The organism is Pseudomonas rhizoryzae (assembly GCF_005250615.1).
GTDB lineage: Bacteria > Pseudomonadota > Gammaproteobacteria > Pseudomonadales > Pseudomonadaceae > Chryseomonas > Chryseomonas rhizoryzae.
In genome coordinates this window covers 409298-424701 of record NZ_SULM01000002.1, presented here as the reverse complement: position 1 = coordinate 424701, position 15404 = coordinate 409298, and the positions used below count along the sequence as shown (strand labels likewise).

The following is a 15404-nucleotide window of genomic DNA, read 5'->3' as shown; positions in this document are numbered from 1 at the left end:
CCATGGCCACCATCGGCGCCCTGTTGCGCGAGACCCAGTTGCCGGATTCGCCCAGCGCGCGACTCGACGTGGAGTTGCTGCTGGCCGCCGCCCTGGACAAGCCGCGCAGCTACCTGCGCACCTGGCCGGAAAAGCTGGTGCCACGCGAGGCCTTGGCGCGCTTCCAGAGCGATCTCGAACGACGCCGCCAGGGCGAACCGGTGGCCTATATCCTCGGGTACCAGGGCTTCTGGTCGCTGGATCTGGAAGTGAGTCCCGACACCCTGATTCCCCGCCCCGACACCGAGGTCTTGGTGGAAACCGCCCTGGCGCTGCCCTTGGCCGAAGATGCGCAGGTCCTGGACCTGGGCACCGGCACCGGGGCCATCGCCCTGGCCCTGGCCCACGAGCGGCCGCGCTGGCAGGTCAGCGGCGTGGATCGCATCCCGGCGGCGGTAGCCCTGGCGCAGCGCAATGCCGAGCGGCTGCGCCTGGGCAATGTCCAGTTCGCCGAGAGTCACTGGTTCGCTACCCTCTCTGGGCAACGTTTCGCGCTGATCGTCAGCAATCCACCCTACATTGCCGGTAGCGATCATCATCTGGAGCAAGGTGACGTGCGCTTCGAACCGCGCAGCGCCCTGGTCGCCGGTGCCGACGGCCTGGACGACATCCGCGCACTGATCGCCGCTGCGCCTGAGCACCTGCAGCCCGGTGGCTGGTTGTGGCTGGAGCATGGCTTCGAGCAGGCCGCCGCGGTGCGCGAGTTGCTGGTGCGCCAGGGCTTCGCCGAGGTCGAGAGTCGCCAAGACCTGGGCGGCCACGAACGCATCAGCGGAGGTCGCTGGCCATGCTGAGCGACGGCGAACTGCTGCGTTACAGCCGGCAGATCCTGCTCGCCCAGGTGGACATCGCCGGGCAGTTGCGACTCAAGGAGTCCAGGGTGCTCATCGTTGGCCTCGGTGGTCTGGGCTCGCCGGTGGCGCTCTACCTGGCCGCTGCCGGGGTCGGCGAGTTGCACCTGGCCGACTTCGACCGCGTCGACCTGAGCAATCTGCAACGCCAGGTGCTGCACGATGAAACCCTGATCGGCCAGGGCAAGGTGGATTCGGCGCTGCAACGTCTGACGGCGCTCAATCCCGAGGTGCGCCTGGTGCCGCTGCGCGAGGCGCTGGATGCCGACAGCCTGGCGGCGCGGGTGGCGGCGGTCGATCTGGTGCTGGATTGCTCCGACAACTTCACCACCCGCGCCGCGGTGAACGCCGCCTGCGTTGCAATGGGACGCCCCCTGGTGAGTGGTGCGGCCATCCGCCTGGAAGGCCAACTCAGCGTCTTCGATCCACGCCGCGCCGATAGCCCCTGCTACCACTGCCTCTATGGCGAGGGTAGCGAGGCGGAACTCAGCTGCAGCGAAGCCGGGGTGCTCGGTCCTGTGGTGGGCCTGGTGGGCAGTCTGCAGGCGCTCGAAGCGTTGAAACTGCTGGCCGGATTCGGCGAGCCCCTGGTGGGCCGCCTGTTGTTGGTGGACGCAGCCGGCAGTCGCTTCCGCGAGTTGCGGGTCAGGCGCGATCCGGGCTGCCCGGTATGCGGCGCGCGCCATGGCTGACGAGGCACCGGTCGGGGTCTTCGACTCGGGCGTCGGCGGCCTGTCGGTGCTGGCGGAGATCCGGCAGCTGTTGCCGGCGGAAACCCTGCATTACGTGGCCGATTGCGGCCATATTCCCTATGGCGAGAAAACCCCCGCCTTCATTCGCGAGCGCTGCCAACTGATCGCAGCACGGCTGCGCGAGCAGGGTGCCAAAGCCTTGGTGGTGGCCTGCAATACCGCGACGGTGGCGGCGGTCGCCGATCTGCGCGAGCGCTATCCCAATTGGCCCATCGTCGGCATGGAGCCGGCGGTGAAACCGGCGGCGGCCGCTACGCGCAATGGCGTGGTAGGGGTGCTGGCGACCACCGGCACGCTGCAGAGCGCCAAGTTCGCCGCCCTGCTGGATCGCTTCGCCCTTGGCGTTCAGGTGCTCACCCAGCCCTGCCCGGGGCTAGTCGAGCAGGTCGAGCGCGGCGATCTGTACGGCCCCGAGACGCGCCTGTTGCTGCAGGGCTTTCTCGAACCGTTACTGGCTGCCGGCTGCGACACCCTCATCCTGGGCTGCACCCATTATCCTTTCCTGCGGCCGCTGCTGGCCGAATTGGTACCGCCCGAGGTCATCCTGGTCGACACCGGTGCCGCCGTGGCGCGGCGACTGCGCAGCCTGCTGGAGGCGAGCGAGCGCCTGGCGACGGGGCCAGCGGGATCGACGCGCTTCTGGACCTCGGGTGATCCCCAGGCCTTGGTCGCAGTGCTGCCCCAGCTGTGGCCGGCAGGTGCCGAGGTAAAGGCGTTCGTCTGACTTTTTTGGTAGGGTTTCGCTCGCCAAAGCCCTTGCCAGCGACTAGCATCCAACCCTGTAGGTAAAATGTCGAAGCCTGTGAACCCCTTCACGACTTCACGGTCAATGCTGGCAGTTCGTAAAAACTAGAAACACTCACAAGGGCACTCTCATGAACAAATTACTTTCCCTCGCAGTAGCCACCGCGCTTTCGCTGGGTGGAGTGGCGTCGGTACAGGCCGCCGAGATCACCGGCGCGGTCGGAGCGACCAGCCAGGGCGGCATGACCTACCGCATCGGTGCCGGCTGGAACTGGGACAAGAGCTGGTGGGAGAGCTCCACGGGCCGCCTGACCGGTTACTGGGATGCGGGCTACACCTATTGGGAAGGCAAGAGCGGCTACTCTTCCGGCGAAAGCTCGCTGTCCTTCGCTCCGGTCTTCGTCTACGAATTCGGCAAGGGTCACGTTAAGCCCTTCGTCGAGGCTGGCATCGGCGTCGCCCTGTTCTCCAGCACCAAGGTCGGCGAGCAGGACATGGGGTCGGCCTTCAACTTCGAGGACCGCATCGGCCTGGGTCTGAAGATCGGTGAGACCCAGCGCGTCGGCATCCGCGCCACTCACTATTCCAACGCAGGCATCAAGCAGCCCAACGATGGCATCGAGTCCTATGCGCTGTTCTACAGCCACAGCCTCTAAGCGAAGCTGGGACGAAGAAAGCCGGACTTAGTCCGGCTTTTTTGTATCTGCCCGCTTTGCCAGGCCGCGGTAGGCGGCCAGGGCGCGTTGGCGGCTTTCACCGAGATCCACCAGCGGCGTCAGGTAGCGCGCACCCGGGGTATGCACCGCCTTACCCTTGAGGTCGGCCAGCTCCGGTACCCAGGTCCGCACATAGTCGCCCCGAGCATCGATCTTCAAGGCCTGGGTGTGGGGGTTGAACACCCGGAAGTAGGGTACCGAATCGGTCCCGGTGGAGGCGCTCCACTGCCAGCCGCCATTGTTGGACGCCAGGTCGCCATCGATCAGGTGCCTCATGAACCAGCGTTCACCTTCGCGCCAGTCGATCAGCAGATTCTTGCAGAGGAACATGGCGGTCAGCATGCGCATACGGTTGTGCATCCAGCCGGTCTGCAACAGCTGGCGCATGGCCGCGTCGATGATGGGAATGCCGGTACGGCCCTGTTGCCAGGCTTCGAGGCCGGCGGAGTCGTCGCGCCAGGGCAGGGCGGCGAGTTCCCGGTTGAAGGGCTGATTGCGTGAGACCCAGGGATAACCCACCAGCACATGGCGATAGAATTCGCGCCAGAGCAATTCGGTGATCCAGGTGGTTGCCCCCTGGCTGCCGCCGCTGAGTTGCCCCTGATTGGCCTCGACCGCCGCGTGCAGGCATTGGCGTGGCGACAGCACACCAGCATTCAGGTAGGCCGATAGCTGGCTGGTCCCAGGCTCGGACGGGATGTCACGGGCCTGGTGGTAGTCGTCCAGGTCATCACGGATAAAGGCCTGTAGCCGCTCGCGTGCCGCCGTTTCACCGGCTGGCCAGCGTTTCTGCAGCTCGGCGCTGATCGCCGCAAAGCCGTCGATAGTGTCTGGCAGGGTGTCCGCCGGAGTGCTGGGTGATTTCTGTTTGCGCGGTGCCGGCAGGGGCGTGGGAAGACCCAGTTCCAAGCGGCTCAGGCAGGTCTTCTTGAACTGGCCGAAGACCTTGAAATAGCCGCCGCTCTTGGTCAGCACGGTACCCGGGGCGAACAGGGTCTGGTCCAGGTAGCGATGGACCTTCAGGCCGGCCTCGGCGAAGGCTTGAGCGGTGGCCTCGTCGCGCGCCGCTTCGTTCAGGCCGTATTCGTCGTTGAAATGCAGCTGGTCGAGGCTCAGTTCCTGGGCCAACTCGAGCAACACCTGGGGTGCCTGCGCCCAGCGCTCCGCGGTGCGGATCAGCAGTGGAATACCCAGGGCCTGTAGCGCCTTGCCCAGCTCGGCAAGGTTGCGCAGCCAGAAGTCGACCTTGACCGCTGCCTCATCGTGTTCCTGCCACTGCGCCGGGCTCAGCAGGAAGACGGCGGTCACCGGACCGTGTTCGGCGGCGGCATGGAGGGCGGGGTGGTCATGAATGCGCAGGTCGGTGCGAAACCAGACGAGCTGACTCATGCATAGCGTTCCTGACGCAACAGCCCCGCACTCTGCAGGCGATCGAAGGCTTCACCCGGACTGCGCGCCGGCGCGGCATCGGCGGTCAGGGACTCGCCCAGCGCGCCCAGGGTGAGGCAGGGCCGGGCATGCCGATTGGCGAATGCCTGCAGTTGGCGCCGCAGATCGCTGTCGGGACGGCTGTCGCGGCAGAGGACCAGGGCGCGGGGATCGAGTTGCTCGACCAGGCGATCCAGGTTGGCGGCCGGGATCGACCACTCCACTAGTTCGACCGGGCAATCCGCCGCGCTGATCAGCCAGGCGCACAGCCAGAGCGAGACGTTCATCGGCGTCTCGTCGAGGTTCAGCAGCACCAGCGGCGAGCCGCGCAGACTGTGCTGGCTGTGATAGATGCGGGCGCCCAGCTTGCTGCGCAGCCAGGAGTGGAAGAACACCTGTTGCAGACGACCATCGTCGGTGGCTTGGCAGAGGCGTTCCAGCTCCCGCAGCAGCGGTGATAGCAGCTGGTCCAGCAACACGCGGGGTGGATAGAGCGAGGCGGCACGGTTGTAGGCTTCGTCCAGGGCCCGGGAAGCGAGGCGGCCAATGGCGTCCATCATTTCCTGGTGGATGCCCTGCCAGGGCGTGTCACTGGGAATCACCGCGGGGCGTTGTTCGTCGAGCAGCCCCTTGACCTGGCTGACCGCCACCCCGCGAGCGATCCAGGCAAGGATCTGCTGCACCCGCACCACATGGGCTTCGCTGTACAGCCGATGGCCCTTGGGCGTGCGCTTGGGTACCAACAGGCCATAGCGGCGCTCCCAGGCGCGTAGGGTCACGGCGTTCACGCCGGTCCGCCGGGCAATCTCGCGAATGGGGAGCCATCCTTCGTGCAGGGCGGAGTCATAGTCCTGATCTTCACTGCCAGGCGGCGAAGACAAAGGGGTAGCACTAGATAGCATTTCGCAGACTCAAACGTTCGGGATGCGGTTGTAGATAGGCCTGCTCGTTCACGTAACGATCCGGATGCTGGCGGAAGTGATGCTTGAGCAGGGTCAAGGGGACGACCAGCGGGACGATCCCCTCGTGGTACTGCTCGATCAACTGTTGCATCTCCTGCTTCTCACTGTCGCTCAAGGCGCGGCGCAGGTAACCGAACAGATGATAGAGCACATTGCAGTGGGTGCCACGGGTCGCGCACTTTTTCAGGGCAGTCATCAGGCCACTGAAGTACTCCTGACCCAGCTCGTCCAGGTTGCGCTGGCCGAGGCTGCCGACCAACTGGCCGAGGGCTCGGGCCCGATGCGGATCATGGGCCATGAGCTGGTACTTGTAGCGGGAATGATAGGCCAGCAGCGCCCGTGGCGTCAGACCTTGTTGCTTCAGTTGCAACCAATGGGCATGGGCGAACACGCGGGTGACGAAGTTTTCCCGCAGCACGGGATCGTTGAGTCGACCGGCCTCTTCGACCGGCAGGTCCGGTCGTAGCCGCATGATGGCGGCGGCGAAGAGTCCGCGGCCATCGCTGTCGCTGCCCTGGCCGTTGGCGTGATAGACCTTGACCCGCTCCATACCGCAAGAGGGCGATTTCTGCATGAGGATGAAGCCGGACAGGTCGGTGAGTTCGGCGGCCATCTTCTCGCCATAGCCGGTGAGGGCGGCGGTCACGTCGAGACTGGGATCGACGGTGCCTACGGCGCGCGGCGCCTGGGCGTCCCCCACCAGGCGGATGGGTTCGCGCGGCGTGCCGAGACCCACGGCCATTTCCGGGCAGACGCGGACGAAGTCGAAGTGTTCGGCGAAGGTCTGGCTGCACAGACGGGATTCCTTGTGCCCACCGTTGTAGCGGACCTCGTCACCCAGCAGGCAAGCACTGATGCCCAGACGCGGACGCGGCAGGCTGGAAGGAGAGGTGTTGAGCATGGCAGTCCCCTGTCGTGGATTTTCTTGTACAAGGTTTGTCTATTTGTACAAGTTTCGTGAAACTTTCGACAGGGGTCTACACCAAAAGATTCGCCACAGATTACAGACGGCGTGCGCTTCGTCGTTTATTCCAGACTGCCCAGGAGCTGTTGCGCCGCCTCATGACCACTCAACCAGGCACCTTCCACGCGCCCACTGGAACACCAGTCGCCACAGGCGAAGACACCCATGTCGGGATCGGCCAGGGCGCCCCATTGATGGGGTTGCGCCGGGCGCGCATAGAGCCAGCGGTGCGCCAGGGTAAAGCTCGGGGCCGGCAGCGGGCAGCCGATCAGCTCGGCGAAGGCGCCGTGCAGCCGCTCGATCACTTCCTCCTTGGAGGCATCGATGTGCGCCTTGCTCCAGGCACTGGTGGCATGCAGCACCCAGGTGTCGAGGGTGGCGTCGCGCTCGGGTTTGCAGCGATTACGGGCCAGCCAGTCCAGCTCGCTGCCCTGCACGAAGCAACCTTCCACCGGCGTTTGCAGCGGCGTGGCGAAGGCCAGGGCCACCGACCAGGTCGGTTCCATGCCGACGCCGGCCACGGTCGCCGCCAACTTGGGCACGCTGGACAACAGCGCGGTCGCCTGGGGGGCCGGCACGGCGATGATCACCTGGGCGAAGGGACCATGGGTTTCGCCATTGGCATCCAGCAGGTGCCAGTGGCGCGCACCGCGAAAGACCTCAGTGATGCGGCAGTCGAAGGTGGCGGGCAGGTCGGCCACCAGGTGCCGGGTGATGGCGCTCATGCGCGGCACCCCGACCCAGCGCGGCTGCTCGTCCTGGGACGGACTCAGGCGGCCGTCGCGATACTGGTAGAGCAGCGGATTCCATTCGGCCACGCAACCGGCACGCCGCCATTCGTTGAGGGCGTCGATGAAGCGGCGATCGCGCGCCGTGAAATACTGGGCACCCAGATCGAGGGCACCGGCCTCGCTTCTCTTGCTGGCCATGCGGCCGCCGCTGCCGCGGCTCTTGTCGAAGATCTGGACCTGCTGCCCGGCGCGAATCAGCGTCTGGGCGGCGGAAAGTCCGGCTATTCCTGCGCCAACGATGGCGATAGGGGCAGTCATGATGGACCTCGCTTATCTGACGAATCGCCCTTGTCGAACGTTTGCTTGTGCAAGGGCTCTACGGCTACGACTGGCAACCGTTCTGGATCTTTCGACCCACGACCATACCAAACAATCCTCATCCCTTCGTTCAGTTGCCTACGAGCGGCGGGGCATTACGAGAAGGAAGTGACAACATGCATATCCTGCTGACGGGTGGCACCGGACTCATCGGCCGCGCCCTGTGCCACCAATGGGCGGCTGCCGGACACCAACTCACCGTCCTCAGTCGCGATCCGGCGCGGGTCGCCCGGGAATGCGGGCCCCAGGTGCGTGGCATTGCCCAACTGGAGGCGCTGGATAACGAGCATCTGGATGCCGTGGTCAACCTGGCCGGCGCCCCCATCGCCGACAAACCCTGGACCCGGGCGCGCAAGGCCGAACTCTGGCGCAGTCGGATCGGCACCACTGAGCGCCTGATCGAATGGCTGCGCGGGCGCAGCCAGAAACCTGCGGTACTGCTCTCCGGCTCGGCGACCGGCTTCTATGGCGACAGTGGCGAAAAACCGGTGAGCGAGATGGACAACCTTGCGGGTCCGGACTTCGCCGGCGAGCTGTGCCTGGCCTGGGAGCAGGTGGCCAACGAAGCCGAGGCCCTGGGTATCCGCGTGGTCAATCTGCGCACCGGGCTGGTCCTGGCCGCCGACGATGGCTTCTTGCTGCGCCTGCTGCCACCCTTCCGTTTCGGCCTGGGCGCGCGCCTGGGCAGTGGCCGCCAATGGATGCCCTGGATTCATTTGCAGGATCAAATCGGGGCCATCGATTTTCTTCTCAACCGCAGCGATGCCCAGGGTCCCTATAATCTCTGTGCCCCCCAGCCCGTGCGCAATAGAGACTTCACCGAGGCGCTGGGACGGGCCTTGCGGCGCCCGGCGCGGCTGCTGATTCCAGCCTTCGCCCTGCGCCTGATGGGAGAGCTGTCCATCCTGCTGCTGGGTGGCCAGCGCGCCCGCCCCGAGCGCCTGCTCGCGGCCGGGTACGTCTTTCGCTATCCCGAGCTGGATGCGGCCCTGGCCAATCTGCTCGCTGCCAAGGATTCACGATGACTGCCAACGCTCTGCTGCTCGCTAACCTGGGTTCGCCCGATTCGCCCCATGTCCCCGACGTGAAGCGCTACCTGAACCAGTTCCTGATGGACCCCTACGTGGTCGATCTGCCCTGGCCGCTGCGCCGGCTGCTGGTGTCGCTGGTGCTGATCAAGCGACCCGCCGCCTCGGCCGAGGCCTATGAGTCGATCTGGTGGGACGACGGCTCGCCGCTGATCGTGCTCAGCCGCCGGCTGCAGGAAGCGGTGCGACCGCACTGGCCGCATGGGCCGGTCGAGCTGTGCATGAGATACGGCGAGCCCTCGGTGGAATCGGTGCTCAAGCGCCTGGCCAGCCAGGGTATCCGTGAGGTGACCTACGCGCCGCTCTATCCGCAATTCGCCGACAGCACCACCACCACCGCCATCGTCGAGGCCCGGCGGGTGATCGAGGAACACCAGCTGCCGCTGACGCTGAAGATCCTGCCGCCCTTCTATGATCGTCCGGAATACCAGGCGGCGTTGGCGGCCAGCGTCGAGCCCTATCTGGCGGAACCCTACGATCACCTGCTGCTGTCCTTCCATGGCCTGCCCGAACGGCACATTCGCAAGCTGGTGAAGGATCGCAGCCACGACCTGCGCGCGCCCGACAGCAGCAAGGTCAGCGCCAAGGCCCTGGCGGTGTGCTATCGCAGCCAGTGCCAGCGCACCGCCGAATTGGTCGCCAAGCGGCTGGGTATTCCGGATGGCAAGTGGTCGGTGTCCTTCCAGTCACGGCTGGGCAAGGACAAGTGGATCGAGCCCTACACCGAGGCGCGGCTGGACGAACTCGCTAAGGCCGGGGTCAAGCGGCTACTGGTGATGTGCCCGGCCTTCGTCGCCGACTGCATCGAGACGCTGGAAGAGATCGGCGATCGCGGGCGCGAGCAATTCATCGAAGCAGGGGGCGAGGAATTGGTGCTGATCCCCTGCGTCAACGACCATCCGGCCTGGGTCGAGGCGCTGGTGGAGCTGTGCGAAGAGGTGGCGGAGCGGCCGCCACAGCCCATCGAGCAACCCAAGATGCCGGCCTAGACCGGCATCTTGAGCGGTGCCGTCAGAGTAGCGGACGCTCTGGCGGCTCGGCGTCCTTCTTCCAGGCATTGTGCCCGGGCAGGACCAGGTTGAGACCGATGGCGATCAGGCCGCAGAGGGAGATGCCCTTGAGGCCGATCTCGCCGTTGCCGAAGACGATGCCACCGATGCCGAACACCAGGGTCACCGAGACGATCACCAGGTTGCGCGCCTCGGACAGGTCCACCTGGTGGCGGATCAGGATGTTCAGGCCCACCACCGCGATGGAGCCGAACAACAGGCAGAGGATACCGCCCATCACCGGCACCGGGATGGTCTGCAGCGCCGCGCCGAACTTGCCGACGAAGGCCAGCACCATGGCGAAGCCCGCCGCCCACAGCATGACCCGCGGATTGTGGTTCTTGGTCAGCATCACCGCGCCGGTCACCTCGGCGTAGGTGGTGTTGGGCGGACCACCGAACAGCCCCGCGGAGGAGGTGGCCAGGCCGTCGCCCAGCAGGGTGCGGTGCAGACCGGGTTGCTTGAGGTAATTCTTACCGGTCACCCCGCCCACCGCGATCACCCCGCCGACGTGCTCGATGGCTGGTGCCAGGGCCACCGGGACCATAAACAGGATGGCGCCCCAGTGGAATTCCGGGGCGACGAAGGCCGGGATCGCCAGCCAGGGCGCGGCACCTATGCTCTCGGTATGGACGATGCCGAAGACGAAGGCCAGCGCGTAGCCGACGAACACCCCGGCGAGAATGGGCACCAGGCGGAACATGCCCTTGCCATAGATGGCCACCAGCAGGGTGGTGATCAGCGCCGGCATGGAGATCAGCATGGCGGTAGCGTAGGGCACCAGCTGGGCACTGCCGTCACCGGCCTTGCCCATGGCCATGTTGGCCGCCACCGGCGACAAGCCTAGGCCGATGGAGATGATCACCGGGGCGATCACCACCGGCGGCAGCAGCCGGTCGATGAAGCCCACGCCGCGTAGCTTCACCGCCAGGCCCAGGAAGGTGTAGACGAAGCCGGCCGCCACCACGCCGCCGAGCACCGCCGGCAGGCCGAATTCGGCCTTGGCGGCGATGATGGGGGCGATGAAGGCGAAGCTCGACGCCAGGAATACCGGTACCTGGCGCCCGGTGACCAGATGGAACAGCAGGGTGCCGAAGCCCGCGGTGAACAGCGCCACATTGGGATCCATGCCGGTGATCAGCGGCATCAGCACCAGGGCGCCGAAGGCCACGAAGAGCATCTGGGCGCCGACGAGGATTTCCCGCCAGAGGGGTTCTTTGGCGACCACGCTCAGGCGTCCTTCTGCTTGGTGCCGAAGATCTTGTCACCGGCATCGCCCAGCCCCGGCAGGATGTAGCCGTGCTCGTTGAGGCGTTCGTCGATGGAGGCGGTATAGAGGCGCACGTCTGGATGAGCCTGCTCGACCGCGGCGATGCCCTCGGGCGCGGCGACCAGCACCAGGGCGCGGATTTCCTTGGCGCCGGCCTTCTTCAGCAGATCGATGGTAGCGATCATGGAGCCGCCGGTGGCCAGCATCGGATCGATGATCATGGCCAGACGCTGGTCCAGTTCACCCACCAGCTTTTCCAGATAGGTGTGGGCCTGCAGGGTGGATTCGTTGCGGGCGAGGCCCACCACGCTGACCCGGGCACTGGGGATCAGGCTGAGCACGCCGTCGAGCATGCCGATACCGGCGCGTAGGATGGGCACCACGGTGACCTTCTTGCCGGAGATCTTTTCCACCTGCACGGTGCCGCACCAGCCTTCGATGTCCACTGTCTCCACCGGCAGATCCTGGGTCGCCTCGTAGGTAAGCAGGGCGCCCACTTCCTGGGCCAGCTCGCGGAAATTCTTGGTGCTGATGTCGGCGCGACGCATCAGACCCAGCTTGTGGCGGATGAGCGGATGGCGGATTTCATGGACGGGCATGGGGTTCTCCAAAGACGGTGGGGCAGCGGATCGCCGCGAACGAGGATGCAGGGGTACGACCGACGGCCCCAAGGGTGGCCGCCAAGGGGCGGGCCACAAAAAAATCGCGGTACATTAAAGCATCCGACCTCGACTGGGCAGTAGTCTGACCAGACTAGCCGCCTGGTGGCGCTTGAGATCGGCGGGCGGTGTCTGTACCTTTGCCGCCTTTTATCCGCGCCGCCCGCGAGGCTGGCGCCCCAATTCCCGGAGAAGCCCCATGTCCGCCGATCTCGCCCATATCCGCCAGGTCATGCAGGAGGCCGACTGCCTCTATGACGAAGCCCAGGTCGAAGCGGCCATTGACCAGGTCGCCGCGGCGATCACCGCTGATCTTGCCGAACGCAATCCGGTGGTGTTCTGCGTGATGAACGGCGGCCTGATCTTTACCGGCAAGCTGGCCACCCGGCTGAATTTCCCGCTGGAGATGTCCTACCTGCACGCCACCCGCTATCGCAACGAGACCACCGGCGGCGAGCTGTTCTGGAAGGCCAAGCCGGAGGTGTCCTTCATCGACCGCGATGTGCTGATCGTCGACGACATCTTCGACGAGGGCCATACCCTCAAGGCCATCATCGACTTCTGCCGCCACGCCGGCGCCCGCCAGGTGCATACCGCGGTGCTGATCGACAAGACCCATGACCGCAAGGTCAAGGGCCTGGAGGCCACCTACGTGGGCCTGCCCTGCATCGATCGCTACATCTTCGGCTACGGCATGGACTACAAGGGCTACTGGCGCAACGCGCCCGGCATCTATGCCGTGAAGGGCCTGTGAGCCTGAGGCTGTTCGATCAGGCGCTGTTCGCCGACCTGCTGCGGCAGGCGGCGCTCAGCCCACGGCGACGGGCCCATCACAACCTGCACGCCATGGACGAGCCCTGCCATCGCCTGGTGGTCGGCATGTGCGCAGACAGCTACGTGCCGCCCCATCGCCATCTGGACCCGCACAAGGCCGAGAGCCTGCTGGTCCTGCAAGGCCGGCTGGGCCTGCTGAGTTTCGATGAGCAGGGGGGCGTGCTGCAGCGCCAGGAGTTGTCCCAGGCAGCCGGCTGCCTGGGCGTCGATCTCGCGCCGGGGCACTACCACGCCCTGGTCGCCCTGGGCGGCGATTGCCTGTTCTTCGAATGCAAGGCCGGTCCTTTCGTCCCCCTGGGCGAAGGCGAGCGACCGGCGTGGGCGCCGCTGGAAGGGACGGCCGATGCCCCCCGCTATCACGCCTGGCTGCGCGCTCAATTCGATTGAACTTCCGGTCGGTTTCGCGGTATCGACACGGTATTGTCACTGGCTACCTGGCGAAGGGCGGAGTTAGAATCGGCCCTCGTCTTTTTTTCAAAAAATCCCCCAGCACAGGTAGCTAAAGGATGCGCAAGGATAAAAAGCAGGTCATCGGTGAAGAGATCAGCGACGAGCAGATCAAGCTGTTCCTCGATGTCGAGCCGGCCGACGATACCCCAGCGTCTCTGCACAAGCTGGTCAAGGCCTATCGCGGGCTGCGCCCCGATGACTTCGAGCGCTTCGTCGGCTTCTTCGTCGAAGCGGGCTATGACCTCGATGCGCGCAATGCCGACGGCGAAGATTTCATCGAACTGATCCGCAGCCATCGCCAGGCCGAGCCGTATATCGATGCCCTGCGCGCCGCTCATGCCTGAGTTCTGGCACTGTCTGAAAGGTGCCGGCCCTGGTCGGTGAGCTTTTCGACAGGGCAAAAATAAACCCCGCCATGGCGGGGTTTATTTTTGCCTGGAAAACGAGCCGCCGGAGCGGCCCGTGATCCATCAGGCTTCGCGGTTGCGCGTCAGCAGCGCGGGCTTCTCGCTGCGCGGACGGCTTGGCAGCTCTTCCAGCTGCTCCAGGGTCGGCAGGCGATCGGCGCGCGACGGCTTGTGCACGATCTTCGGCTGCGGCTTGCTCGGTGCCCGCTCCTCGGCGGCATAGGAGCGCGCCTCGTTCGGTGCCGCTTCGTAGGGACGCGCGGCACGGGGCTGACCGTTCTGGCCGCGGCGCTTGCCAGGCTGCTGCTGTTGCTGACCGCGAGGACCACGGGCGGCACCGGCACCCTGGCCTTGACCCTGGCGGGGCTGGCCGTTGCCGGCGGCAGCGGCCGGACGGGCGCCATTGCCGCTGTTGCCACGACGCTGACCGTTGCGGCCCTTGCCCTGGTAGGGGCTGACGTAGTCGACGCTGTTGCCGAAGTTGTCGTAATCGTCGTCCAGGAATTCTTCCGGATCACGATTGCGCGGCTGCTGGGCGACGGCCTGGCCGGGTTGCACGGCGGCCTTGTCCTGGCCCACGTCATCGCGGTCACGACGATTACGGCGGTTGCGGGTGCGGCCCTTGCGCTCGCCCTGGGGCTGCGCGGCGGCCTGGTCACCCTTGTTGCTGGGCTTGCCCTGGCCTACGCCCTGGCTCTGACCTTCGCTGCGCGCCGGCTTGTCAGCCTTCTTCTGGCGATTCTGCTGCGGCTTGCCACGGGGTTCGCGCGGCGCGCGCACTTCCGGTTGCTCCGGCGGCACGCTGGCGGGGTCGAAGCCCTGCATGTCGCCGTCGGGGATGCTCTGCTTGGTCAGGCGCTCGATGGCCTTGAGCAGCTTCTCTTCGTCCGGCGCCACCAGCGAGATGGCCTCGCCGTTACGGCCGGCCCGGCCGGTACGGCCGATGCGGTGCACGTAGTCTTCTTCGACGTTGGGCAGCTCGAAGTTGACCACATGGGGTAGCTGATCGATGTCCAGGCCGCGGGCGGCGATGTCGGTCGCCACCAGCACCCGGATGTCGTTGCTCTTGAAGTCGGCCAGGGCCTTGGTGCGCGCGTTCTGGCTCTTGTTGCCATGGATGGGCGCGGCCGGCAGGCCATGCTTGTTCAGGTACTCGGCCAGGCGGTTGGCACCGTGCTTGGTGCGGGTGAACACCAGCACCTGTTCCCAGGCACCCAGGGTGATCAGGTGAGCGAGCAGGGCCCGCTTCTGGTTGGCCGGAATGCGGAACAGCCGTTGCTCGATGCGCTCGACGGTGGTGTTCGGCGGGGTGACCTCGATTCGCTCGGGATCTTGCAGCAGCTTGCCGGCGAGGTCGGTGATGTCCTTGGAGAAGGTGGCCGAGAACAGCAGGTTCTGGCGCTGGGCCGGCAGGCGGGCCAGGACCTTTTTCACGTCATGGATGAAGCCCATGTCGAGCATGCGGTCGGCTTCGTCCAGCACCAGGATTTCCACGGCGGACAGATCGACGCTCTGTTGACCGGCGAGGTCCAGCAGGCGGCCCGGGCAGGCGACCAGGATGTCGACGCCCTTGGCCAGCGCGGTGACCTGCGGCTTGAGGCCGACGCCGCCGAAGACGCAGGCGCTGCGCATGGGCAGGTCGCGGGCATAGACCTTGAAGCTGTCATGGACCTGAGCGGCCAGTTCGCGGGTCGGCGTCAGCACCAGCACGCGAGGCTGCTTGGCGGCGTAGCCACGACCATCGGGATGGCCGTTGGGAAACAGTCGCTCGAGTACCGGCAGGGCGAAGCCGCCGGTCTTGCCGGTGCCGGTCTGGGCGGCCACCATCAGGTCACGACCCTGCAGGACGGCCGGGATGGCACGTTGCTGAACAGGGGTAGGCGTCACATAGCCGGCGTCTTCCACGGCGCGGGCAAGGGCCTCGGAGAGACCGAGGGAAATGAAGGACATGCGGGGTTCCTGTCTCTGTCGGCGTCCCGCCGACGTGGGGGCGCGGTTGCGCTCCTGGTTGACGCCCGGAAGATCCGAGCGTCTCGCCCGCACTCGTCATCCTGCGCTGGATGAAGAGCCGGGCGATGACCG

16 protein-coding genes are annotated in these 15404 nt (G+C 66.0%); 9 read left to right on the top strand and 7 right to left on the bottom strand.

Features of this window, described 5'->3' with window-relative positions:
• Positions 1-2 precede the first annotated feature (2 nt).
• The 4 genes from prmC (at position 3) to FAZ11_RS04435 (ending at position 3042) form a co-directional block, all read left to right on the top strand.
• Positions 3-833, top strand: a complete 831-nt coding sequence (gene prmC / locus FAZ11_RS04450; RefSeq protein WP_058760675.1) for a peptide chain release factor N(5)-glutamine methyltransferase — start codon at positions 3-5, stop codon at positions 831-833.
• The gene (locus FAZ11_RS04445) at positions 827-1582 is read left to right on the top strand and encodes a molybdopterin-synthase adenylyltransferase MoeB (protein ID WP_058773253.1); all 756 of its coding nucleotides are present in this window, start codon (positions 827-829) and stop codon (positions 1580-1582) included. Before prmC ends, FAZ11_RS04445 begins: the two co-directional genes overlap by 7 nt.
• A complete protein-coding gene (gene murI / locus FAZ11_RS04440) occupies positions 1575-2366 on the top strand; it encodes a glutamate racemase (protein WP_058773254.1) in 792 nt (263 codons plus the stop codon). Before FAZ11_RS04445 ends, murI begins: the two co-directional genes overlap by 8 nt.
• A gap of 151 nt (positions 2367-2517) precedes the next feature.
• Entirely contained in the window at positions 2518-3042 is a 525-nt protein-coding gene (locus tag FAZ11_RS04435; protein WP_058760678.1) for an acyloxyacyl hydrolase, read from the top strand.
• Between the two features lie 27 nt (positions 3043-3069).
• Here the strand turns inward: FAZ11_RS04435 and FAZ11_RS04430 are convergent, their stop codons facing one another.
• The 4 genes from FAZ11_RS04430 to FAZ11_RS04415 form a co-directional block, all read right to left on the bottom strand.
• The gene (locus tag FAZ11_RS04430; RefSeq protein WP_058773255.1) at positions 3070-4491 is read right to left on the bottom strand and encodes a cryptochrome/photolyase family protein; all 1422 of its coding nucleotides are present in this window, start codon (positions 4489-4491) and stop codon (positions 3070-3072) included.
• On the bottom strand, positions 4488-5411 hold the full coding sequence (locus FAZ11_RS04425) for a MerR family transcriptional regulator (protein WP_058766235.1): 924 nt from the start codon (positions 5409-5411) through the stop codon (positions 4488-4490). The genes FAZ11_RS04430 and FAZ11_RS04425 overlap by 4 nt, the downstream gene beginning before the upstream one ends.
• A 10-nt stretch (positions 5412-5421) precedes the next feature.
• Positions 5422-6393: a YbgA family protein gene (locus FAZ11_RS04420; protein ID WP_058773256.1), complete on the bottom strand. Its 972-nt coding sequence runs from the start codon at positions 6391-6393 to the stop codon at positions 5422-5424.
• Positions 6394-6518: 125 nt separating this feature from the next.
• On the bottom strand, positions 6519-7505 hold the full coding sequence (locus FAZ11_RS04415) for an NAD(P)/FAD-dependent oxidoreductase (RefSeq protein ID WP_058766233.1): 987 nt from the start codon (positions 7503-7505) through the stop codon (positions 6519-6521).
• Between the two features lie 176 nt (positions 7506-7681).
• On the opposite strand from FAZ11_RS04415, the gene FAZ11_RS04410 reads away from it, so the two are divergent.
• Both FAZ11_RS04410 and hemH read left to right on the top strand, forming a co-directional pair.
• Positions 7682-8590, top strand: a complete 909-nt coding sequence (locus FAZ11_RS04410) for a TIGR01777 family oxidoreductase (RefSeq protein ID WP_058766232.1) — start codon at positions 7682-7684, stop codon at positions 8588-8590.
• Positions 8587-9642 carry a ferrochelatase gene (gene hemH, locus FAZ11_RS04405; RefSeq protein ID WP_058773257.1) on the top strand — a complete coding sequence of 352 codons (1056 nt, stop codon included), beginning with the start codon at positions 8587-8589 and terminating at the stop codon, positions 9640-9642. The genes FAZ11_RS04410 and hemH overlap by 4 nt, the downstream gene beginning before the upstream one ends.
• A gap of 22 nt (positions 9643-9664) precedes the next feature.
• Here hemH and FAZ11_RS04400 read toward each other — a convergent pair whose 3' ends face one another.
• Both FAZ11_RS04400 and upp read right to left on the bottom strand, forming a co-directional pair.
• Entirely contained in the window at positions 9665-10930 is a 1266-nt protein-coding gene (locus tag FAZ11_RS04400; protein WP_081318419.1) for a uracil-xanthine permease family protein, read from the bottom strand.
• 2 nt (positions 10931-10932) lie between these two features.
• On the bottom strand, positions 10933-11571 hold the full coding sequence (gene upp / locus FAZ11_RS04395) for a uracil phosphoribosyltransferase (RefSeq protein WP_058766230.1): 639 nt from the start codon (positions 11569-11571) through the stop codon (positions 10933-10935).
• A 259-nt stretch (positions 11572-11830) separates the two neighbouring features.
• Here upp and FAZ11_RS04390 point away from each other — a divergent pair, with 259 nt between their 5' ends.
• From FAZ11_RS04390 to FAZ11_RS04380, 3 genes are all read left to right on the top strand, one after another.
• Positions 11831-12385, top strand: a complete 555-nt coding sequence (locus tag FAZ11_RS04390) for a hypoxanthine-guanine phosphoribosyltransferase (RefSeq protein ID WP_058760686.1) — start codon at positions 11831-11833, stop codon at positions 12383-12385.
• Positions 12382-12852, top strand: a complete 471-nt coding sequence (locus tag FAZ11_RS04385; RefSeq protein ID WP_058773258.1) for a WbuC family cupin fold metalloprotein — start codon at positions 12382-12384, stop codon at positions 12850-12852. The genes FAZ11_RS04390 and FAZ11_RS04385 overlap by 4 nt, the downstream gene beginning before the upstream one ends.
• Positions 12853-12971: 119 nt before the next feature.
• Complete coding sequence (locus tag FAZ11_RS04380; RefSeq protein ID WP_058760688.1) at positions 12972-13259, top strand: PA4642 family protein; 288 nt, start codon at positions 12972-12974, stop codon at positions 13257-13259.
• Between the two features lie 126 nt (positions 13260-13385).
• On the opposite strand, the gene FAZ11_RS04375 is transcribed toward FAZ11_RS04380, so the two are convergent.
• On the bottom strand, positions 13386-15272 hold the full coding sequence (locus FAZ11_RS04375) for an RNA helicase RhlE2 (protein WP_058782975.1): 1887 nt from the start codon (positions 15270-15272) through the stop codon (positions 13386-13388).
• Between the last annotated feature and the right edge of the window lie 132 nt (positions 15273-15404).

Coding starts and splice junctions, on each gene's coding strand:
- FAZ11_RS04390 (WP_058760686.1), top strand. CDS start 11,831: ATGTCCGCCGATCTCGCCCATATCCGCCAGGTCATGCAGGAGGCCGAC.
- FAZ11_RS04420 (WP_058773256.1), bottom strand. CDS start 6,393: ATGCTCAACACCTCTCCTTCCAGCCTGCCGCGTCCGCGTCTGGGCATC.
- prmC (WP_058760675.1), top strand. CDS start 3: ATGGCCACCATCGGCGCCCTGTTGCGCGAGACCCAGTTGCCGGATTCG.
- FAZ11_RS04430 (WP_058773255.1), bottom strand. CDS start 4,491: ATGAGTCAGCTCGTCTGGTTTCGCACCGACCTGCGCATTCATGACCAC.
- FAZ11_RS04435 (WP_058760678.1), top strand. CDS start 2,518: ATGAACAAATTACTTTCCCTCGCAGTAGCCACCGCGCTTTCGCTGGGT.
- hemH (WP_058773257.1), top strand. CDS start 8,587: ATGACTGCCAACGCTCTGCTGCTCGCTAACCTGGGTTCGCCCGATTCG.
- FAZ11_RS04410 (WP_058766232.1), top strand. CDS start 7,682: ATGCATATCCTGCTGACGGGTGGCACCGGACTCATCGGCCGCGCCCTG.
- FAZ11_RS04375 (WP_058782975.1), bottom strand. CDS start 15,272: ATGTCCTTCATTTCCCTCGGTCTCTCCGAGGCCCTTGCCCGCGCCGTG.
- FAZ11_RS04415 (WP_058766233.1), bottom strand. CDS start 7,505: ATGACTGCCCCTATCGCCATCGTTGGCGCAGGAATAGCCGGACTTTCC.
- murI (WP_058773254.1), top strand. CDS start 1,575: ATGGCTGACGAGGCACCGGTCGGGGTCTTCGACTCGGGCGTCGGCGGC.
- upp (WP_058766230.1), bottom strand. CDS start 11,571: ATGCCCGTCCATGAAATCCGCCATCCGCTCATCCGCCACAAGCTGGGT.
- FAZ11_RS04380 (WP_058760688.1), top strand. CDS start 12,972: ATGCGCAAGGATAAAAAGCAGGTCATCGGTGAAGAGATCAGCGACGAG.
- FAZ11_RS04445 (WP_058773253.1), top strand. CDS start 827: ATGCTGAGCGACGGCGAACTGCTGCGTTACAGCCGGCAGATCCTGCTC.